At 34.3% G+C, this 20,209-nt stretch carries 21 protein-coding genes and 4 pseudogenes; 24 read left to right on the forward strand and 1 reads right to left on the reverse strand.

Annotation, left to right across the window (positions count from 1 at the left end):
* The first annotated feature begins 99 nt into the window (after nucleotides 1–99).
* The 20 genes and pseudogenes from BAMA_RS18250 to BAMA_RS18340 all read left to right on the forward strand — a co-directional run bounded on the left by BAMA_RS18250 (nucleotide 100) and on the right by BAMA_RS18340 (nucleotide 16,814).
* Nucleotides 100–483, forward strand: coding sequence for a hypothetical protein (locus BAMA_RS18250; protein WP_034642074.1), 384 nt, complete (start codon nucleotides 100–102; stop codon nucleotides 481–483).
* Between the two features lie 23 nt (nucleotides 484–506).
* Nucleotides 507–812 carry a WXG100 family type VII secretion target gene (locus BAMA_RS18255; protein WP_034642076.1) on the forward strand — a complete coding sequence of 102 codons (306 nt, stop codon included), beginning with the start codon at nucleotides 507–509 and terminating at the stop codon, nucleotides 810–812.
* Between the two features lie 18 nt (nucleotides 813–830).
* A complete protein-coding gene (locus tag BAMA_RS18260; protein ID WP_034642079.1) occupies nucleotides 831–1,562 on the forward strand; it encodes a DUF5081 family protein in 732 nt (243 codons plus the stop codon).
* Entirely contained in the window at nucleotides 1,562–1,900 is a 339-nt protein-coding gene (locus BAMA_RS18265; protein WP_034642082.1) for a hypothetical protein, read from the forward strand. Before BAMA_RS18260 ends, BAMA_RS18265 begins: the two co-directional genes overlap by 1 nt.
* A 30-nt stretch (nucleotides 1,901–1,930) precedes the next feature.
* Nucleotides 1,931–3,646, forward strand: a complete 1,716-nt coding sequence (locus BAMA_RS18270) for an HNH/ENDO VII family nuclease (protein WP_034642084.1) — start codon at nucleotides 1,931–1,933, stop codon at nucleotides 3,644–3,646.
* Between the two features lies 1 nt (nucleotide 3,647).
* The gene (locus BAMA_RS18275; protein ID WP_034642087.1) at nucleotides 3,648–4,076 is read left to right on the forward strand and encodes an SMI1/KNR4 family protein; all 429 of its coding nucleotides are present in this window, start codon (nucleotides 3,648–3,650) and stop codon (nucleotides 4,074–4,076) included.
* 724 nt (nucleotides 4,077–4,800) lie between these two features.
* A complete protein-coding gene (locus BAMA_RS18280) occupies nucleotides 4,801–5,553 on the forward strand; it encodes a recombinase family protein (RefSeq protein WP_034642089.1) in 753 nt (250 codons plus the stop codon).
* Nucleotides 5,554–5,709: 156 nt separating this feature from the next.
* Complete coding sequence (locus tag BAMA_RS18285) at nucleotides 5,710–6,945, forward strand: IS110 family RNA-guided transposase (RefSeq protein ID WP_034642093.1); 1,236 nt, start codon at nucleotides 5,710–5,712, stop codon at nucleotides 6,943–6,945.
* A 161-nt stretch (nucleotides 6,946–7,106) separates the two neighbouring features.
* Nucleotides 7,107–7,517: an HNH endonuclease signature motif containing protein gene (locus BAMA_RS18290; protein ID WP_235184475.1), complete on the forward strand. Its 411-nt coding sequence runs from the start codon at nucleotides 7,107–7,109 to the stop codon at nucleotides 7,515–7,517.
* 13 nt (nucleotides 7,518–7,530) lie between these two features.
* Nucleotides 7,531–8,001, forward strand: a complete 471-nt coding sequence (locus BAMA_RS18295) for an SMI1/KNR4 family protein (RefSeq protein WP_034642098.1) — start codon at nucleotides 7,531–7,533, stop codon at nucleotides 7,999–8,001.
* A gap of 343 nt (nucleotides 8,002–8,344) precedes the next feature.
* Nucleotides 8,345–8,869: a hypothetical protein gene (locus BAMA_RS18300; RefSeq protein ID WP_235184476.1), complete on the forward strand. Its 525-nt coding sequence runs from the start codon at nucleotides 8,345–8,347 to the stop codon at nucleotides 8,867–8,869.
* Nucleotides 8,870–8,889: 20 nt separating this feature from the next.
* A complete protein-coding gene (locus tag BAMA_RS18305) occupies nucleotides 8,890–9,402 on the forward strand; it encodes an ankyrin repeat domain-containing protein (RefSeq protein ID WP_034642101.1) in 513 nt (170 codons plus the stop codon).
* 291 nt (nucleotides 9,403–9,693) lie between these two features.
* A complete protein-coding gene (locus BAMA_RS18310) occupies nucleotides 9,694–10,338 on the forward strand; it encodes a hypothetical protein (RefSeq protein WP_034642104.1) in 645 nt (214 codons plus the stop codon).
* A gap of 92 nt (nucleotides 10,339–10,430) precedes the next feature.
* Nucleotides 10,431–11,429, forward strand: coding sequence for a hypothetical protein (locus BAMA_RS18315; protein ID WP_034642107.1), 999 nt, complete (start codon nucleotides 10,431–10,433; stop codon nucleotides 11,427–11,429).
* 311 nt (nucleotides 11,430–11,740) lie between these two features.
* Nucleotides 11,741–11,905 (forward strand): annotated as a pseudogene (locus BAMA_RS24180) (MerR family transcriptional regulator); the annotation flags it as partial.
* 340 nt (nucleotides 11,906–12,245) lie between these two features.
* A pseudogene (locus BAMA_RS18320) lies at nucleotides 12,246–12,879 on the forward strand (MBL fold metallo-hydrolase).
* A 97-nt stretch (nucleotides 12,880–12,976) separates the two neighbouring features.
* Entirely contained in the window at nucleotides 12,977–13,771 is a 795-nt protein-coding gene (locus BAMA_RS18325; protein WP_034642109.1) for a MerR family transcriptional regulator, read from the forward strand.
* Between the two features lie 205 nt (nucleotides 13,772–13,976).
* The gene (locus tag BAMA_RS18330) at nucleotides 13,977–14,810 is read left to right on the forward strand and encodes a CPBP family intramembrane glutamic endopeptidase (protein ID WP_034642110.1); all 834 of its coding nucleotides are present in this window, start codon (nucleotides 13,977–13,979) and stop codon (nucleotides 14,808–14,810) included.
* Nucleotides 14,811–15,015: 205 nt separating this feature from the next.
* Nucleotides 15,016–15,753 (forward strand): annotated as a pseudogene (locus tag BAMA_RS25230) (tyrosine-type recombinase/integrase); the annotation flags it as partial.
* A gap of 563 nt (nucleotides 15,754–16,316) precedes the next feature.
* Nucleotides 16,317–16,814, forward strand: a complete 498-nt coding sequence (locus BAMA_RS18340) for a DinB family protein (protein WP_034642114.1) — start codon at nucleotides 16,317–16,319, stop codon at nucleotides 16,812–16,814.
* 441 nt (nucleotides 16,815–17,255) lie between these two features.
* Here the strand turns inward: BAMA_RS18340 and BAMA_RS18345 are convergent, their stop codons facing one another.
* Nucleotides 17,256–17,831, reverse strand: a complete 576-nt coding sequence (locus BAMA_RS18345; RefSeq protein WP_034642116.1) for a hypothetical protein — start codon at nucleotides 17,829–17,831, stop codon at nucleotides 17,256–17,258.
* A gap of 225 nt (nucleotides 17,832–18,056) precedes the next feature.
* Here BAMA_RS18345 and BAMA_RS18350 point away from each other — a divergent pair, with 225 nt between their 5' ends.
* From BAMA_RS18350 to BAMA_RS18360, 4 genes and pseudogenes are all read left to right on the forward strand, one after another.
* Entirely contained in the window at nucleotides 18,057–18,422 is a 366-nt protein-coding gene (locus tag BAMA_RS18350; protein WP_034642117.1) for a group-specific protein, read from the forward strand.
* A gap of 17 nt (nucleotides 18,423–18,439) precedes the next feature.
* Nucleotides 18,440–18,532: pseudogene (locus BAMA_RS25660) on the forward strand (hypothetical protein); the annotation flags it as partial.
* Between the two features lie 122 nt (nucleotides 18,533–18,654).
* Nucleotides 18,655–19,818, forward strand: a complete 1,164-nt coding sequence (locus tag BAMA_RS18355; protein ID WP_034642120.1) for an iron-containing alcohol dehydrogenase — start codon at nucleotides 18,655–18,657, stop codon at nucleotides 19,816–19,818.
* 48 nt (nucleotides 19,819–19,866) lie between these two features.
* On the forward strand, nucleotides 19,867–20,202 hold the full coding sequence (locus tag BAMA_RS18360) for a hypothetical protein (RefSeq protein WP_034642122.1): 336 nt from the start codon (nucleotides 19,867–19,869) through the stop codon (nucleotides 20,200–20,202).
* Nucleotides 20,203–20,209 lie beyond the last annotated feature (7 nt).

Raw genomic sequence — 20,209 nt, forward strand, 5'->3', positions numbered from 1 at the left:
CTCCCTGTTTTTTTATGTATGGTAAAAAACGGTTATTTTTGATAGAATAGCTGTGTTAATTTTGTTAAAATATAAAAAATTCTCACAGGAGGAAACTGTATGGGAGAAAGTTTTTTTGATAGCGTTGGGAACTTTTTTGGTATTGGTTATACAACAAATGAGCGGAAACGGGATGAGTACAGTGAGCTATATCGCTATTTAAAGAGGAAAGAAAAAGAACTTGAGAAGGATTTGAAAGATGCAACATCTGCAATTAAAAGTTATCACAAAAAAGATGGTACGCTTCATGCAAATAAAGTTCCTGCTCGTGAATTTGAAGCAAAGCGACCGCAAAAAGATGAAGAATTATCTCAATTTATTACGCATTTTGAAGCAGCTTTAATCGATGTGGGGAATGCCGCAAGTCAAGCTTACAGTAAGTGGCTGGAGTATAAAGCGAAAGCAGAAGCTGAAGAACGAGAGGCTGCAGCGCAAAATAAATAATACGAAGAAGTGAGGGACGTATAATGGGCGGAAAGAAAGTCGAGATTTCCGGTTATGAAAGAACAAACGCAATTCAGTATGCAAAGCAAATAGAAGATGGCGTGAAAGACTCTCTTGAACGTGCGCAAAATTTAAAAGCAAAGGTCGTTAGTTCACATTGGCATGGTAAAACATATAACGCGTTTTTAAGTTACTTAGAATTACTTATTGAGTTCAATCAAGATATGGCCAATGCGTTAGAAGATCATACGAAAGCGATCACTACCCTTGATGAAAACATTGAATCATTCACGAATACGAATGAAGTGAGAGTTATAAAAAACTTATAAGAAATAAAGGTGATGACGATGCAAGAGAAACAAAGTATTTTCACTCCGGCAGAATTGTATGTATTAGCGGGTGCAGCTGATGTGACGCACTTATTTGGCTTATCAGAACGTGAACAAATTTTAATGGGGGACCCAGATTGCGTACAAAATGCAACTGCTCGTTTAACTGAAAAAAGTCTCATTACCGAAACGGGTGGGCTAACAGAAGGGGCTTTTCAACTTATTGAACTTTTAAAAGCATATCAAGAGAGTAAGGAATATACCCGTATCAATAACTTATTAATTGGTTTTTTACCAAAAGATGAACACCGCGTAGCTGTGTTAACTGAAATCAAACCAAATGAAGAATACACCGTCGATTACATAGCGAAGCGCGATGTGTATTTTACTTTATTAGGGCGTATTCCATTTTTAATGAGAGAGCCACGGGAAACGGAGCATACATTTTTAACGAAAAGAATGACGATGGAAGAACTGGAAACATGTAAAGAGATGGATTTATCAGAAAAAGATGTTCTCGCGATTGAAACATTTGTCCGTCCACATCCAAAAAGCATAACAGGTGAGGGGAAATGGGAATGTATCTTATATTTCACTGAAGGAGAAGATTTTGTTCAAATTGATGTAGGGCGAAATCGATATGAATGGGTTAGTTTGTATGCGTTAAATAAACGAGTATTTGATGGATTAAAAATGAAGTATAAAAAACCGATGGATCTGACAGGGCTTTCGTTAGGAGGGATACATTAATGCAAGTACAAATGGAAGATGGCGGTTCAGGATCTGTAAGCAGAACTGAAAAAATTGTGATGAACTTTAACGAAATGGTTGAAATCGCAACAAGTTTACAAGAAATTTGTGACATATATACAAATGTTGTACAGGTAAACATTAATCATATTGTGAACGGTAACTTTTATGAAGATGGGGAAGCAAAAGAAATCATGGATATGCACCGTGAAATATTGGAAAAAACATTAGAACTGAGAGATAACTATGGCACCGCTGCTACGGTTGTGTATCACACATTAGAAGAAATGATTAAAAAGGATGAGGAATTACAAAAAATATTAGAGATTAGCGGTTAATCATCTTTAATAAGGGGGGATGGGAAGCGTATGGACGTTCGCTATAAACCTGAAGAATGGCAAGATATGAAAGAAGGAATTGATAAAATTACGAAAGAGGCAATTCCGAAGTTAAAAGAAATGAACCGTACATTAGAAGATGTTGAAGCGAAAATAAGAGAACTAGATTCTGACCGAAGTATTAACTTCTCGCATACTAATCAAGAAAAAAAACTCCATGACTTACTAGATGATTATATAGAACTCGGAAACTACTGCACAAAAGTAGGAGAAGTTGTTTCCAGACACTTTGATAAACCGTTCTTAGAAGATATGGATGCATTCGCAGGAAAAATACGTGATTTATCAATAAAAAACTACAAGACAGATAACCGAATCGGTGCTACAACTACGACAACCACACCAAGTGCCCACGGCTACGGGCAAGTACAAACAATCACCACGAAAAAAGATGAAATTACAGTAGATGATATTTTCAAAGAGTCCGTTGCTTTTGAAGAAGTATTGAAAGCACAATATAAAGAAATTAAAAAACAAAACCCAGATGCAGAGCTAAGCTATGAGCAATACCGAGACTTCGTACCATCCATGCGAGGGTTTGAATATGAGACCATTGCAGAAGGACAAAAAAAGCTAGAATCTTGGCGTGATCTCGCAATTGCCGGAGCGTTAATTATTTTAACAATTGCCGTTCCACCAGTTGGAATAACTGCATCAGTCGCCTATGGTGGATTACAACTAAAAAGCGCGATAGAAGGGAAAGACTGGGGAACAGGAAGGGAACTAACAGCTGCCGAACGAGCAGAAAATGGTGTTTTCGGCGTAATAGATGCCATCCCAGTCATCGGAGTTGCTGGGAAAGCATTTCGAGCAACAGAAAGCCTTGTCACACTAAACAAACTAAGTAAAATAAAAGATGTTCCTGGGGTTAAATTTACTGCGAATAAGGTATCCGATGTGGTACAATTGTTACAGAATAATAAAAATACTTGGTTAAGAGATTTAAAGTTAAAAGGTTTAAAAGCAGCAGACAAAATAAATGATTGGGATCATGCGATAAAAGGTAGAGCTGCTAAAATTATAGATGGTACAACAGGCGGATTGCATATCGCGAAAGACTTCGTGTCAGTTAAGTCTCTAGTACCCGCTGATGGAGCTATGCAACTTCGTCGTGGCACAGATTTAGAGTCTAGGGTAAAAGCGAGTCATGCAGAATCGAAAGCAGACATTCAGAGTCGGATTTCGAAGTTGGAGCAGGAGGGTAGGTTAAATACTAAAGGTACGGGTGATGATAGTACTTATCGACACCTTAAAGATTATGAAAGTAATACTTATTTTACTAGAAGTGTAGAGTATAATGCAGGTAAAGAAGGAACAGGCTTTACTTATAAAGTCTATCAAAGAGGAGATATTGATTGGAATATGGTTCGAACAAAGGGAGCGAAAAAAGGACGTGGATTAACAAATGCAGAAGCCGCTTCCAAGTATGGTCTAGCTCCTATCCTTGATGATGCGGGTAGTGTTGCAACGTTACATCATTCGCAACAAAAAGGAGTGGGTCCATTATTTGAAGCATCGACCAGATATCATAATATTAGTAATGCCAAAAGGCCACCATTGCATCCGTATAAAGGAAAGTTAAATCCATTTTATCCTATGGATGAGCCAACAAGAAAAGCATTCCAAAAAGTAGATTCTATAAATTATTGGAAAACTAGAGGGAATGAAGCTTTAGGAGGGAATTGAAATGAATGTTTTGCCTGATAATTTAGAACAAGTTCTTGAAGAAGACATTTATAAACGTGAAGATAAGAATAAAGTGAAAGAGACATTAACTAACTTAGGTGTTGAAGTATCTGATACATTCAGAGAATTTTATTATCGGTATGCTGGGCCTTTTTGGGAAGAACACGTTCCTTATGAGTTGCTAGATGTTGTAGATGAAGAGAATAATATTGAATCATACACGATTATTGCTCGAAATGAGCATGGATTTCCTAAAAAGTATTTAGTTTTAAGTGAAATGTCAGCAAATGCTATACTAGTACTTGATAGTGTAACTGATAAAGTTTATTCGGTTAATTTTGAAGGTGGAGATGAGCTGCTTTTAAGCGGAGAGTTAGAGGAAACTTGGCCAACATTTTATGAGTTTTTAAAAGAATATTTTAACTGTTAGATAGAGACTAAGTTAATGTTAGGTAAAATGATTTTACTCATGATGCTAAGTAAGCACAAAGGGTTATAGTAACTTTATAAGCTTTTATATGCATGAAAACGATAAAGCTCTTGTAAATATATACAAGTGAAGAGAATTTATTTTGAAGTAGATAAAAAAATGAATCAGCTGTTAAAAAGTAAAGACCTCATGATGGTTGTACCATCATAGAGTATTATGTGCAATGATAGAATAGAAAACGAAGTACGAGCTTAGGCGAGATGACATTTTACTGGGTGATGAATATAAACACATGGAATGGACAAAAAACTAGCGAACTCGTACAGACTCGTAAGTTTTAACGTAGTAGTTGTCATGACATATAAAAGGTGTCATACTGTTACTATAAAACTTACAAATTTAATGTTACTTAAAAAACATATGAACTTAAAGCACTTGATTGTCAATTATGGCAACGAGTGCTTTTTTGTATTTTAGCGTAGAAATAAGTTGGTACACGTATAATTTTATAAGTGTATTAAGTGTTAAATTTTATAGACTGTAGTGGCTTTGTACAGTGTACGACACTACTAGAGAAAAAACTATTGTAAAAATTAAGGGTTGTATTATTTTTTGAAGTCATCGTAAAGTACGTTTTAACGGATTTACGTTACGAACACGTTATCCGCAAAAAACGGGTAAACGTTACAGGGACTCAAATTACTGTAACGGGAGGGGATTTATGATGGGAGAGAAAGTAGTTGGTTACGTACGAGTTTCAACGGAAGGACAAGTACGTGATGGGTATAGTTTAGCGTATCAAGTAGAAGAGATTGAACGTTACTGTAACGAAAATAATTTAGAACTACTTCATGTGTATGAAGATGGATTAACAGTTGAACGTGATGGACTACAAGAGCTATTGTCGGATATGACGTATAAACAAGTAAGCTATGTTGTTGTGTTGAATACATCACGATTGTGGCGCTCTGATATGGCGAAAGTATTGATACAACGAGAACTAAAGAAACACGAAGTAGATGTGAAGGCAATTGAACAATCAAGCTATAGTATTTACACACATGAGCCAAATGACTTTTTGGTGAATGGCATGTTAGAGCTATTAGACCAATACCAACGACTTGAAATTGCATTGAAGCTAAGTAGAGGTAGAAAGAAGAAGGCTGAACAAGGTGGATATGCAGGTGGTGGTGTACTGTTTGGCTACAAGGCAACAAAAGGACAAAAGGTGTTAGAAGTAGATGGTGAGAAAGCAGTAGTTGTACGTAGACTATTTGAATTACGACACTTTTTTAAACATTGGTCACTTACGCAATTGGCAGAACAATTGAATGTGGAAGGCTACTGCACAGCGAAAGGTAAACAATTTACGAAAGTACAAGTGAAACGCATGTTAGATAGAGAGAATTTTTATCGTGGCATGTATGAATACGGGGAAATACAAACAAATGGAAAACATGCAGCAATTATTTTATAAACTCACTTAAAAAATTAGCTCATTTTACTATACATACTACTAGAGTGATGAAAAATGGATAGGCTTGCGTACCTATGCGCATCGGAAGATGAACGCTCGAACTAAGGTTGCCGACATTTTTATATATGACTAAATCATTGAATAGAGGGATGAGTTATGCATAATAGACAAAACTATTTGTATGTAGGAGTAGATTTACATAAGCAGCATCATACGGCTGTTATGATTAATTGTTGGCAAGAGAAATTAGGAGAAATACAATTTGAGAATAAACCATCGGCATTTTCGAAGTTTTTATTAGAAGTAGAGACATATGTGAGTGATGGTTTATCAGTTGTATTTGGTTTAGAGGATGTTGGTGGTTACGGAAGAGCGTTAGCGAAATATTTAGTAGATCATGAACGAATAGTGAAAGAAGTAAATCCAGCTTTATCATTTTTAGAACGAAAAAGCCAAGTGATGATACAAAAAAATGATAGTTGGGATGCGGAATGTGTGGCACGTATATTGGTAAACAAATTTGAGCAACTACCAAATGTAAATCCAAACGATTTATTTTGGTCAATACAACAATTGGTTTCAAGAAGGAATGCATTAGTAAAAGCACAAAGTGCATTAAAGAACCAACTACATATTCAATTAAACCATCATTATCCAAGCTATAAAAAGTTTTTCTCAGAATTAGATGGGAAAACAGCATTAGCGTTTTGGGAGAAATATTCGTCACCGTCTTGTTTAGAGGGTGTTAGTGTAAAAAAATTAACGACTTTTTTATTAGACGTTAGCAACAATACATGTTCAGTGAAGAAAGCAAGCGACATATTAAAACTTGTAAAAGGAGATGGACAAACAATGAAAGAGTATCAAGAAACGCGAGATTTTTTAGTAAGAAGTATTGTACGGGATATTGAGTTTAAAAAGAGGGAACTGAAATACATCGAAAGAGAATTAAAACGGTTATTAAATCTACTAGATTATCAATTAGAGACGATGCCGGGAATAGAACTTGTGACGGCATCAGCATTAATTGCAGAAATTGGGGATGTAAGGCGATTTCCAAATGCCAACAAATTAGCACGATTCGCGGGGATTGCGCCTGTTTACTTTGGTTCTGGTGGGAAAGGTAAGACACACAAAAGCAAACAAGGAAACAGGGCGCTACACGCTTTATTTTATAATTTAGCTGTACAGCAAGTGCAAGTAGCAAAAGGAAGTAAGTTACCTAGAAACCCAGTGTTTCATGCGTATTATCAAAAGAAACTTAAAGAGGGAAAAACAAAAGGACAAGCATTGGTATGTATTATGAGAAGGCTTGTAAACATTGTATATGGCATGATGAAATATAAAACGGCATATGAATTGCCGATAGTAGAAGAAAAAGAAGTAGTTTAATAAGGTTTACATGGTTTGCTTTTTTATTGTGAGGGTTTAAGATTACAACATAGGGTACGGTTAAAAATACTAATGAGACTAGAGAAGTATTTTTAGAAAATATTAATGAATTTGTTTCCGGTAATAAAAAATTTGAAGATGTTATTGATGATTACGCCAAAGTGTATGCTGAAAAAGTTGAATCTAATACAGTATGGAGTTGGGCAGATGACATTGTTGGTGGAGATAGATTAAATTATAGACAGAGAAAAGAAATTAGGTTACAGGCCATAGAGAAAGGATTGATACCAGATGTTCCATTTAAAGATGGAACAAAATACCCTGATTTTTCTAAAGTTGATGGATTAATAGGAAAAGTTGACTACCTTCCCGATAGGCTCTGGGGAGCAAAAGATAGAGAACAGTTTAATTGGCTAGATAGTAGAATTGAAGGTGGAAGGCCTAAGGGAATGACGTGGCATCATTCTGAAATTGATGGAAGAATGGAGTTAGTTCCATTTGGTATTCACAATATTATAAACCATAAAGGTGGAAGGAGCCCTGGACACTGGGCACATATAGGTAAGAGATAGGGAGGAATTAATAATGAAAATAGATGAAAAAACTAGTGTTAAACCTTTTCCGAGTGATGAGAGAATTGCTTGGTTTGAACAATCGTATAGAATTAAATTGCCGCAGTCATATATTGACTTTTTAAAAAAGTATAACGGAGCTACACCTATTACTAATGTATTGAAAATTGATAGGCAGGAATATGTGATAGAAAGGTTCTTATGTTTATTGGATAACCCTAAAGAGCATTCAGTAGATGGATGGTATGACCTAACATCTGTTTTAACTCAATTAGATGGTAGGCTTATTGATGATGAAGAGTTAATTGGCATGAATATTATACCGATAGCTGCTATGTTTGCTGGTGATTTTATTTGTTTAGATTTTAGAAATAGTGAGAATCCTGAAATTGTTATCTGGGATCATGAAGAATCGGAAGAATTAGAGCCAGCAACCACAGTGATTGCGAGTAGTTTTGAAGAATTTTTGACTATGTTATCATAATAATTAAGTGGAATGAGTTATAGTGACTTTATAAGTATTATGATAACACTTAACTCGATTTATATTTTACACATGCGAATGACAAAGCTAGTAACGCTTAACGTAAATACACATAAGCACATACACAGACGAAAAGCAAAGCATATGTGAAGTATATAAAAAAGAAACGGTCATTTTAATGGTCGCTGAGTACAAATAATACACAAAATGTGGCATACTGTTTTTTATAACGTGACGAAATGTATAAACTTAAAGCTAACATGGACACTTATAAAACAGATGAACTTAAAGCACTTGATTGTCTACAATGGGCAACAAGTGCTTTTTATTTTAAGATGATGACATGGGGAAGGGAAACACTGTAAACGATTATTTAGATGATATGGTTGTGGCTGGTAATGCTAATACAGATAAGATGAACAAACTTAAAAATACTATTCAAAATAATAATTTTGTAGATGAGTTGTATGAGATTAGTAAAAAAATGGATGATTTAGGTGTTACTACAGAATATCATGCAGCATTAATTAAAATTGATTTTAGTAAGTATCTTAGAGGGCTAATAGGTAATCTGCCTGCTGTTATGATAAGTCCATATGCACATCATATTTTATTTGAACAAGGTCTTGGGCAGAAGAAACAAGAACTTGTTCGAGAAGGTCAAGAAATATTAAGAAGATATGGAATAGAACTGATAGGTGAAAAAAACCTTGTATGTTCACTAAATAAAATTGCAGCACAACACGGTATAGAACGTCTTCAACATATCGTTGATAAGTTGAAAGAAGTAGATAGTTTTGGTGGAACTCGTGAAAAAATAGTTGAAATGCTTAAGCTACTAGGTGAAGAAGCAGCATTAATGAAATAAAGATATTTTAGGAGGATTCTATGGATAATAAGGAAAAAGCAATGAAAATCTATGATTTAATTAAGAATGGTGATATAGAACAAGCGAAAGAGATAATTATTACAGATAAAAATTTGCTTGATTTTGTAACACCTTTTGGAACGTGGCTACATGTTGCGGTTAGAGCTGGTAAACTGAATATGATAAAATTTCTAGTTGAATCTGGCATGGGTATTAACATAAACGATGGTGTACCAAAGTCAGCGCCTATTGCACATGCAGCTAGTGAAGGTGAAATTAGTATTGTAGAGTACTTATTTGATAATGGTGCAATATTAGATGTTAGTGATCCAAATAGAAATCCTCTATTCTCAGCGATTTATGGTAGGCACATTAATATTGTAAAGTATCTTGTTCAGAATGGTATTGATATTACTGCTAACTATACAGGGGATACTATGAAAGATATAGATGCTTATGTATTTGCTATTGAAAGAGGACAAACAGAAATTGCTGAATATTTAAAGATGAAAGTGGATGAAAAGAATAAGTAAGAGAGATTGATATTGTTTTACTAATTATGAATGGCACAAAAAGCAGATGTGAAGTATATAGAAAAAGAAGAAATCATTTTTTAGTCGTGACTTTATAATGGTTTAACATTATGGACTAGCGTTTATACGCCTCGTATCTCGACAAGATAACATGAGCTTAGGCCAAGTGATATTTTACTTTGGGAGGAACTTAAAGCACTGGATTATTTATTAAAGGAAACGAGTAAATGATAAAGCGAATAGAAAATAACATACAGATATTGTAAAATGGTGCGAGGAAGGGGAGATATTATGATAGAAGTCGATAGAAATGGTGAAGCGTACTGGAGTCGAACTGTTGATTTAGGTGTTTTAGGGGAGTTTAATAACATTTTTATAAATTTAGATGGATGCGATATAACAGGAGAAACGGATGATATGTCGCAAGAAGAGAAGATAGAAAAAGCTACAAAGTACTATTGTAGTAGGTTTAAGGAGTTAGAAGAAAATGTGGACTTTATAAATGAACAATTTTTAATATGGATTATAACACACTTATGTGATATAGAATATCCATTTTGGGAATCTGGTGATGAGAGTGAAGGCAGAGAAGGTTATCCGGATTATATAGTTGAAGAAGAGATGAAAAAATATGAAGATGAGAATGGACAATTCAAACACGATCCGTATAGTCCAAGTCCAATTTATAAAGAAATTCAGGAGTATAATCCACATAATAATAAAAATCATTTATCAAGCTATGAAATTGTAGCGAAACATTTACCAGTTCTTGATTTGAAAAAACTTGTCGATACAATTAGAACAGATAGCATAGATACATATGAAGATCATGTGAATTTTCAAGTGAGTAGCGAGGTTTGTGGTGGCATGTTACTTTGTGCTACTTACGGAACAATATACGCTAATAATGAGCTAGAAGTTACGCATAATTGTTAATACAAAATAGAATTTACTTCTTGTAAGTATGTTTTAATTTACTACACAACTAAGAATCATTTCTTACATAAGAAAGGGGTATAAGAAGTTAGATGAAAAGACTGAAAGCTGTAATATTGTTAGTGGGATGTTTCTTATTTTTAAGCGGTTGTAATTATGAAAATGAAAAACAAGTAGAAAAATATGTGAAAGACAAACATGGATTTGATGTTGCTGTGACGCAATGGGGCGGTATAAACTCAGGGAATATGGGACATACATACCATACCGTTCAAGCAAAAGATAATAAAAATATTCAATTTCGAGTAGAAGTAAATGGTTTTTTCTATTCTAGAATAGTAGGCGATGAATATGATTACGGAAAAAATACATATGAGGAATATAAAAAACTCAAATCTGTTTTAAAGGAAATGAAAAAGTTAGGCTACGAGGAATGTGAAAATGAAAGTGCTCTTCAGTATATCGTTGATTATGATAATGGAGAGAAACCAACTGACGAGTTGCTATTAACATTAAAATCGAGTAACAAGATTGATTATAGTAAATTTGAATCAGCAGAATTGGATCGGTTATTTGCGTTATTCCAGCTCATTCAGAAGAGTAATAGCAAAATAGCAGAAATTGAAATCAGGGATTATAATGGTGAATATATAGGTTTACCTTTTGAAAACGTGCAAGAAGTTACAACGAAAGAAGAGCTGCTAATAACAATGAAAGATAATGTAAGAACTTATTGGACATATCTTATTCAAACTCAAACAAAAATAGGAGAGAGATTAGAAGAAATTCAAAATGAACATTTTGAATTTGAAGATATTACTTGCTCGGATCTGGAAAACGGGGAGTGTTTGGAGTATGAGGTGGATTTAGTGTTTAATGACGATATGGCGCAATATAAAAACAACTCTCGTGTAATTGAGGATTTGACAAAGATGGTCACTATTATGAAAGAAGAACTATATAATAAGGAATTCAACATATATTTAGAAAATAAGGATGGAACAAGAATGACAGCATGGTTATCATCGGAAGAAATTAAACAAAGTAATAACATTGAAGAACTTGTAAAAGAAGAGTATCCGGAGTATTGAACTTAAGTTTCTTATTTGATGTGAAAGTATGATATAGATTAGTAAATGAATCGTTTGTTTTTAGAGTGAAAGAGCATGTTTTCAAAATATGCTCTTCCTTTCTATGAGATGAAATGGGTTTCCATGAAGGTTTATGAACAGAAATTGTCCACCTATCCTGAATAAAGATGGTTCTGTTACGTGAAAAGAAAAAGAGCATCTGGAATTGAAAGATCGATTAAGGAACTGTTGAGTGACAATAAGTCGTTCCGTTAAAGGGCCATTTTATTAAAGAAGCAAGTTGATTTATAATTTATTTAGGGGTGAAAATAGTGATGTATCTTATTAGTGAACTTGCAGAAAAATGTGGGGTCAACAAAGAAACAATTCGTTACTACGAAAGAATGGGGATAGTATTAGAACCTTCTCAAACAGATTCAGGGTATAGGGTGTATTCATCTGAAACAGTTGATCGAATTCGATTTATTAAACGTGTGGATTTGAATTAAAGTTCAGTCTTTTATAAAAAAGCCTGCTCGTTTATAAGAAAGTTTGATAATTTTAAAAAAGATTGATTGAAAGTCCTGTATTTTAATACAGGACTTTTCTTGTTCAGCAGTCAGGCTATTTTTTGAATAGAAAAAGGGTTTATTAAAAATAAACCGAAGCTTTAAGCTATTCAAATAACAAAGATGGTTAGTACAATAATGCATAATTAATGAACTAAATAAAAATAGTATTTTAAGTACAAGATTAGCTTTATTTTTCCAATCTTCTTGTGTAATCAAACCCATTCTTTGACAGCAATAAAATCTAATTATAAAGGAGACTAAAGTTATGGGGATTTCTAAGGGAGTAGAGATGCTACACCTTGAATTTTATGGGATCAGGAAATGGCTGTTTTAATAGAAACTGGATTCCCTGGACAAATTGAAGATTGACACGTAGCAATGGATAAGGTAGGAGTGTCGTTTGATAAACTAAAAGTCGTGATTTTGACGCATCAGGATATAGGTCATATAGGCAGTCTTTCTGAAATATTGCAGAATTGTGGAAGTAATATTAAAGTTTATGCTCACGAACTAGATAAGCCTTATATCCATGGGGATTTACCTCTTTTGAAAGATGGACACATAGAGAATTCAAGAATCCACTGAAGCGAAAAGCGGATGATACCTTGATTGATGGTCAAGAACTGCCGTGTTGTGGCGGGATTCTTATTATCCATACTCTAGGGCATGCTCCTGGCCATATCAGTTTATATTTGAAGAAAAGTAAAACGCTTGTTGCTGGGAATTCGATGTATAGTGTAAACGGAACACTGGAGGAGATTCATTTTCCAACCACTTTGGATATAAAGACTGCTCGACAGTCTTTGAAGAAATATTTAGACCTAGATATTGAATCCGTGGTTTGTTACTACGGAGGATTAAGTAAGGTAAATATTAATGAGCAGATTCAAAAATTATAGAGGATATTAATAATGAATTACCATTTATTGAGGTGTTGTTACTAAACAGTGTGAAGGTTGAAGAGTAGCTGTTCTAGTAATGATAAAGGAGGGTATAATGTACACAATTGGACAAGTGGCAAAATTTTTAGATGTATCTAGAGATACCTTAAAATTTTATGAGGAAAAGGGATTAGTGAAGCCTAAGCAAAATAGTGAGAATGGGTATAGAAAATATAATCATTTTGATATATATGATATAACAACAGTAAATTTCTATAGAGAAATTGATATTGAAATAAAAAAAATACAAGAATTAAGAAAAGGTAAGAGTGTAGAGGGAATACAATCATTATTAGAAGAGAAAGAACAAGAGGTTTTAGAGGAAATAGAATATAAAAAACTACTGTTAAAAAAGCTTCAGGTCGTAAAAGAAGATTGCGAAAAAATTAAACAATTTCTAGGTGTATACGCAGTAAAAGAAATGAAGCCTTTAGAAATAAAAGGAGAAATAGAGCATTTTACTGCATATGATGAATACGACACACTAAAAGAAAGCACAGACAGTTTAAAAAAAGCAGTGATTCTCACATCTTTAAGAAGAGTCATACGTTTCAATGAAGATGGTATTCTTGAAGAAAAATTTATCATTGTAAGAGAAGTGGAATATTTTGATAAAGAGATAGATGGTGAGATTCTATCTCATCCAAAATGTATTTATACAGTTGTTGAAGATGGAAGATGGTCAACGGGTGGGAAAAATACTGATCATAAAGTGGAAGCTAGTTTAAGAAAAGTAGCAAAAGAAAAAGGGTATGAACTTTTGGGGCTTGTTTATATAAATCTATTACTTACCACTTATGAAGATGGACTTGAACGTATTTTTTTAGAAATTTATGTACCTATAAAGTGAAAATTTAATCAGTGGGGGTACTTCACCTTTCACTGGATAGAGGAACACAACTAAAACCTGCACATGCTGTTATAACTGGTGGAGTCTTATTGTTCATTCATGCGGGTATTGACCTGTGAGTAACCCCTAGGTTTATGCTGAAGGTATTCGTTAATATGAGTATTATAATATTGACGAAATACTTAGTTTGAAGCGGGGGATCTGTATGAGTAGAGAAAAGAAGCTAAAAAAGCCGGTAGCAAGTTTTATTCTACTAACCAATATCATTTTTTTTCCACTTTTTTGTCTTGTAGGGGTCATAAAGATATTGGGACTTCCTACATGGGTTTTTGATGTCGTGCGCTGTATATCAGCTTGGTCTTCAACCTTTGCTTTTGCAATACTATTTAAAAAAATCTATCCTGGGCAGAGTTTTATACATTTTGTTAAAAATAAATTCAAGACTAAACTTAGATTTTCTGTGATTCTTTCTGTAATTACGATTCAAGCCTTCATATTTATGCTGATTTTGTTTCTCGTATTGAATAATAGTGAAGTAGACTCTATTTTTACTATATCTTCATGGGGAATGCTGTTCTATTACTTTTTAAAAAATCTTCTGTCAGGGCCACTAGGTGAAGAATTAGGGTGGAGAGGTTTTGCTCAAGTTGAGCTTCAAAAGAAACATTCGCCATTAAAAGCTTCGATAATCATAGGATTTTGGTGGGGGATGTGGCATCTACCTATATGGTTTACTACAGGGTTTATGGGCATGGATTTGATCAAATATATTCTATTCTTTATGATTTCAATCGTATCTACTACGATTATCATGGCAGCGTTTTATAATTTAAATCAGAATTTAATCATCCCAATCATCATCCATCAATTCTTTAATTTTTTTATCGGCTTAATAAACGGAAACTTAATCGATTTAATCATGTATAACGCAATTTTTTATTTAGTAGTAGCAGTTTTAATCATCATTATCAATCCAAAGAAAGTATTGTATGGCAAGAAAGCTACAAACATTATTAATGGAAAGCATTACATGATTTAGTGATAGTTTGTACAGCTATACACTTCAACTATCGGGCGCTATTCTTTTACAGAGAAAGCGTCTTTTTCTTGTATTTCAAGTGTTCTCATGGTTAAGTAATTTTTTGTTTTCTACGATTATTGAATAACTAGCGTATAAAAGAGACTCTCCTTTAATATAATGGAATCTAGATTAATTGATTTGCAGAATGGGAGCGTGAAGAATAATGTTATTATCTGAGGCCTAGGAACAGTATCAATTAGATAAAAAATGAGGGATATTCACCTCTGACTTTAAAAGTATATTGTTTTCAATATAATCTCTTATTACGTTATTCGGGTGACATTAACATGAGTGAATTTACTACAGAAAAACTAAAGGGCTACTTCATTGAAGCAGGAGAACACTTAAAGCCAGTTTAGTTTAGGACATCGAGTTCGTTGCATCAAATCACTTTTTAGATGGACACATGATGAAGGCTTTATTCTTAAAAACCTTGCTGCTAAATTAACAGAACCAAAGTTAGGCAATAGAATCCCAAAATTTCTTTCTGAACTAGAGATTGAACATCTTAGGGAAGCATGTCATAACTCAATGGAGAATGCATTATTTGAATTTTTGTATTCTACTGGCTGCCGTATTGGGGAAGTCGTAAAACTGAATCGTGACGATATTAACTTCTCAACGAATTAATTCTGTCATTGTACATGGGAAAGGTGATAAAGAAAGGGAAGTATACTTTAATACTTGTTGTACCATTCGGTTAAAAAGGTATCTAGATGAAAGAAATGATGAGGAGCCTTGTTTGTTTATTACGGAAAGAAGGCCAAAAAGACGTATGAGTATTGATGATAACCTAAGATTTATTATCAAACGTATATCGAATCGTGCTGGGGTTAAAAAGAGTATTCATCCTCATCAATTACGTCACAGCTATGCTACACATATGATGAACAACGGTGCGCTTTTCCCTGGTAAGGTAGAGAGCTCTCACCAAATTGATGAATTTATAGAAATCGATGATTTAATCAAAGCGACAGCCACCTATGCCAAAGCATTATATGAATTAAGCCACTTATAAAATCAAAGGCCAGGTATGTCGTTTAGCCAACAGTTCAACTAGAAAAATAAAATGTGCCCTATAGAGTACTTTACTTGTCATGATGAAGGAATAAAAGCTGGATGAGCCGAATAAGTCATAGTGATCATGGTTTTGTTGTATTCTCAATATAAATGATTGGAGTATTTCATTGAGAATATTTTTTTCGTTATATGGCCGACAGTCGAAAATGAAGGTTATTTTATGCGTATGAATGGCTTTTTTCGAAGTTGATTGAGGATTATTGTTATCGTCACCCGGAAATTTCGGGTTACCCTGCCATGTTGGAGAGAAAGGTATGTCTAATATGGAAGGGATCGCTTGGATTTGATTTTTACCTTTTTAGGACCGATTAATTATACTATAGTCAGATTTTTCTTGTCTTTTAACTTTGAAAGATTACACTAAACAGTGAGGAGATTGGTTGTATGCAAGTTGTAACCAAAATGTTTTTAGAACAACTCGACATGCATTGTCATGAGAATGATTGGTTTGCATCCATGGATCAGGCGCTTCATGGAGTCAGTGCAGCTGAGGCAGCATGGACAAGTTCGGGAATCAGCAATTCGATTTGGCAGATTGTCAACCACTTGATATTTTGGAATGAAGACGTAATCCATCGAATCAAGGTCACAGAGAATCCGCATAAGGCAGAAGACAATGAAGAAACCTTTGGAAATCCGGGGGATCCAGAAGACGAAATTGGGTGGGCCCAGACAGTGCAGCGCCTCAATGAAGTCATGAATAAATTAAAAACGGTCATTGCGGACCTTGACGATGAAAAGTTAAAAGCTCCGTATGCAGCTAACAGGTACTCTATTGAGCGTTTACTCAGTAATATCATGATGCACGATACATATCATCTCGGCCAAATTGTTCTGTTGCGAAAGTTGCAATCCTCTTGGGGCGGCGTTGATTGGTCCTAAAGCACCATAATTCAGCGACCTTCCTCGCCCAGCCGTAGAAGCAGTATTGAAGGTGTGAAACCCCTTTACATTTTCTATGGTGAAGTGGGTGATTTTCCTGCTTTATGGATGGTTAAACGGGTGTGATAGTCAAATAAATTAGAACGTATTTGCAGAGAGATCTTTCGCATATTTCATTGTTTAACAGTCGGGCGCGATTGTGGAATAAGAAAGGAGATTACATATTAGTCATATAAAATATGTAATCTCCTTTAAATTATTTGTTTTTTAAAATTTAGATCTTGATAAAATCTTTTTTAACAGTACTCTAACAGAAGTCCCTTTCCTCAAGCGCGTGTAGGATATAGTCTAGTGGTAGGGAGGGGTCATTCACAAGGATTCGTTTTACGTGCTGAAAAATAAAAATTTGCGGAATATGTACTTTCTAATACTATTAGGTTTTTAAGAGTTTGATGGATACCAAGAAAATTTCGTATCACTATTAAGTGGTTTATTCTGAGTTTCCTTTTTGATTAGGCTGAACCATTCATTTAATATTTGTGCTTTCGGTAATTGAGAGGCGGGATCGTCTTCCCAGATAATGTGTGAAAACCAGGCCTTTGTTTCCCATTCAAATTGCAATTCTGCAAACGAAATTGTAGGATGGTTCGCTTCACGAAATTGTTTGTTGACGGCATCTGCAACTTCCGAAGCTTGAGGTAATAACTCGTGTTCAATTCTTTTTTTTATTGTCTGATTTTCTAACTGATTCCAAAAATACAAGTGCCCGTTAATTTGATAAAAAATATCAAAAGAAACCTCTCCTTTTTTAAAATTAACTAAAACAAAAGCACGTTCCACATTATTGTCAGCGGCTTTTACAGTATTGATAATTAAATTTTGTGCCATTGATACCCAAAAGCTGTTTGCTTCTTCTATTGGAGATTCAACATATAATTCTTCATTTAATTCATTGAGGGTTGACTCTCTATTGTTTACTTGTTCTACTTTTTTAAAAAGTCTACTAAAAAAACTCATGATTTCTCCTCCTTGTTTCCATTTCTTTATTTTGTATTCCTAAACTTGGATGTAAATCGATGTTATTGACAATATAATCATATCATTTTCAGATGAGGTATGCCGGACATACATATCATACTGTTCGTATACACTAAATAAAACGTTCTTTTTTCAATCTGTAAAAACAAGTAAAACAAAGCATGAAAAATGACTTTTACAAATTCAAGGGAAGGCTAAAATATTATGAATAAAGTAGAAAATATAATAAGATGCTGTAATCGGAATGATGATGTGTTTCGTACATATATAGTTTGTTTACTTCAATTAAAATCTCATAATGAAGAGTTTAACAAGGTATGCCAGGAATTAAGAGCAGATTATTTAGTAAGGGGAATTTGTGAACGGGAAGTTGATAAGATTATTAAAGAGAGTAAAGAGTACGAAACATATTACTTACCAAAAGTATTGAGATGGGATTTTCTACGAGAAAATCCTTTGATGATCGAAAATGTTTGCATGACATTATTTGCATATAGAAGATTAGATCTTTCATATGAGGAATGGGGAAATGTAATAAGATGCATGGAAAACAATGAATTGCTTTTATAGTTATGATGTAAAAAGCTAGTATAAAAGTGAATGGAATTAGAAAAGCAGCAGAAGAACTACAAATTGAAAGAGAAGAAGTGTTAATTCTTCAACATATCGTCTTGTCACAGTAAGGGAAGCGGATTAGGGTAGTCCGAAAGAACCGCTTGTGCGAGAAGCAGAACTTTTTATAAATAGACAAATGTATGATATATAAAAGTATAGTTACTTTTATATCGAAAGGATGAAGCGTATGCAAAATTTTGTGTTTCGTAATCCAACCAAGCTTATTTTTGGAAAAGGCCAATTAGAACAATTGAAATTAGAAATACCTCAATACGGGAAGAAAGTGTTACTCGTATATGGTGGTGGAAGTATTAAACAAAATGGGATTTATGATAATGTGATCTCAATGTTAAAAGAAATAGAAGCAGAAATTTTTGAGTTAAGTGGTGTGGAGCCTAATCCACGTTTATCAACGGTAAATAAAGGGATTCAAATTTGTAAAGAGAATGGTGTCGAGTTTATTTTAGCTGTGGGCGGTGGAAGTGTCATAGACTGCACAAAAGCGATTGCGGCGGGCAGTAAGTATACTGGAGACGCGTGGGATCTTGTTACGAAAAAAGCTATCGCAAAGGCAGCCTTACCTTTTGGAACAGTGTTAACTTTAGCAGCAACAGGTTCTGAAATGAATGCAGGCTCAGTAATTACAAATTGGGAAACAAATGAGAAGTATGGCTGGGGGAGTCCAGTCACATTTCCGCAGTTTTCTATTTTAGATCCGAGCCATACAATATCTGTACCACGAAATCAGACAGTATACGGCATTGTTGACATTATGTCACATGTACTCGAACAATATTTTCATCAAGGTACAAATACAGCATTGCAGGATCGCTACTGTGAATCTATTTTACAAACAGTTATTGAGACAGCGCCAAAGCTGCTGCATGATTTAAACAGTTACGACCATCGAGAAACGATTTTATATTGCGGTACAATGGCGTTAAATGGTATTTTGACGATGGGTGTACGAGGAGACTGGGCAACGCATAATATTGAGCATGCTGTTTCAGCAGTATACGATATTCCGCATGGCGGTGGTTTAGCAATCCTATTCCCGAACTGGATGAAACATGTTTTATATGAAAATGTAGATCGCTTTAAACAATTTGCAATTCGAGTATTTCATGTTGAACCAGAAGGTAAAAGGGATGTTGACATAGCGATAGAAGGAATTGAAGCATTGCGTCAATTTTGGACATCTATTGGAGCACCATCTCGTTTAGCAGATTATAAAATTGGTGAAGAGCAAATTGATGTTATGGCAGAAAAAGCAATGGCATATGGTGAGTTTGGGCAGTTTAAAAAATTAAATAAACAAGATGTTGTAAAGATTTATCAAGCATCGTTATAAAAAACAAAAACACTTCTTCTTTAGAGAGGTGTTTTTTATTTTTTAAACATGCGTACTATAGATGAACAAAAAGCTATTGATAAATTAGTTTTAGAATATTCTGTTGATAAAGAAATTATGGCATATTATAATACGGGTGAAGGATGTAACTGGGAAAGTTTTACTGTTTATAGCAAAGAGAATCGAATAGAAGATATGATTTTTGAAGATTCAACGAGGTTATCTGACAACAAAGATGATGCAATATGGGAGGGTGTTCAACATTGGACTGCATTGCTTTCAAAGATTCGTTGCGTCATTTTAGGGGCTCAGTGGCATGTGCATGTAGATGATCACGTTCTTGAATGGGACGGGAATTACTTAGAATATGACTTGTCGAAATAAGTTAAGT

Source organism: Bacillus manliponensis, from assembly GCF_000712595.1.
Classification (GTDB): Bacteria; Bacillota; Bacilli; order Bacillales; family Bacillaceae_G; genus Bacillus_A; species Bacillus_A manliponensis.

Excerpts from the sequence above, each read along its gene's own strand:
- BAMA_RS18250 (WP_034642074.1), top strand. The coding sequence starts at position 100 with ATGGGAGAAAGTTTTTTTGATAGCGTTGGGAACTTTTTTGGTATTGGT.
- BAMA_RS18255 (WP_034642076.1), top strand. The coding sequence starts at position 507 with ATGGGCGGAAAGAAAGTCGAGATTTCCGGTTATGAAAGAACAAACGCA.
- BAMA_RS18260 (WP_034642079.1), top strand. The coding sequence starts at position 831 with ATGCAAGAGAAACAAAGTATTTTCACTCCGGCAGAATTGTATGTATTA.
- BAMA_RS18265 (WP_034642082.1), top strand. The coding sequence starts at position 1,562 with ATGCAAGTACAAATGGAAGATGGCGGTTCAGGATCTGTAAGCAGAACT.
- BAMA_RS18270 (WP_034642084.1), top strand. The coding sequence starts at position 1,931 with ATGGACGTTCGCTATAAACCTGAAGAATGGCAAGATATGAAAGAAGGA.
- BAMA_RS18275 (WP_034642087.1), top strand. The coding sequence starts at position 3,648 with ATGAATGTTTTGCCTGATAATTTAGAACAAGTTCTTGAAGAAGACATT.
- BAMA_RS18280 (WP_034642089.1), top strand. The coding sequence starts at position 4,801 with ATGGGAGAGAAAGTAGTTGGTTACGTACGAGTTTCAACGGAAGGACAA.
- BAMA_RS18285 (WP_034642093.1), top strand. The coding sequence starts at position 5,710 with ATGCATAATAGACAAAACTATTTGTATGTAGGAGTAGATTTACATAAG.
- BAMA_RS18295 (WP_034642098.1), top strand. The coding sequence starts at position 7,531 with ATGAAAATAGATGAAAAAACTAGTGTTAAACCTTTTCCGAGTGATGAG.
- BAMA_RS18300 (WP_235184476.1), top strand. The coding sequence starts at position 8,345 with ATGGGGAAGGGAAACACTGTAAACGATTATTTAGATGATATGGTTGTG.
- BAMA_RS18305 (WP_034642101.1), top strand. The coding sequence starts at position 8,890 with ATGGATAATAAGGAAAAAGCAATGAAAATCTATGATTTAATTAAGAAT.
- BAMA_RS18310 (WP_034642104.1), top strand. The coding sequence starts at position 9,694 with ATGATAGAAGTCGATAGAAATGGTGAAGCGTACTGGAGTCGAACTGTT.
- BAMA_RS18315 (WP_034642107.1), top strand. The coding sequence starts at position 10,431 with ATGAAAAGACTGAAAGCTGTAATATTGTTAGTGGGATGTTTCTTATTT.
- BAMA_RS18325 (WP_034642109.1), top strand. The coding sequence starts at position 12,977 with ATGTACACAATTGGACAAGTGGCAAAATTTTTAGATGTATCTAGAGAT.
- BAMA_RS18330 (WP_034642110.1), top strand. The coding sequence starts at position 13,977 with ATGAGTAGAGAAAAGAAGCTAAAAAAGCCGGTAGCAAGTTTTATTCTA.
- BAMA_RS18340 (WP_034642114.1), top strand. The coding sequence starts at position 16,317 with ATGCAAGTTGTAACCAAAATGTTTTTAGAACAACTCGACATGCATTGT.
- BAMA_RS18345 (WP_034642116.1), bottom strand. The coding sequence starts at position 17,831 with ATGAGTTTTTTTAGTAGACTTTTTAAAAAAGTAGAACAAGTAAACAAT.
- BAMA_RS18350 (WP_034642117.1), top strand. The coding sequence starts at position 18,057 with ATGAATAAAGTAGAAAATATAATAAGATGCTGTAATCGGAATGATGAT.
- BAMA_RS18355 (WP_034642120.1), top strand. The coding sequence starts at position 18,655 with ATGCAAAATTTTGTGTTTCGTAATCCAACCAAGCTTATTTTTGGAAAA.
- BAMA_RS18360 (WP_034642122.1), top strand. The coding sequence starts at position 19,867 with ATGCGTACTATAGATGAACAAAAAGCTATTGATAAATTAGTTTTAGAA.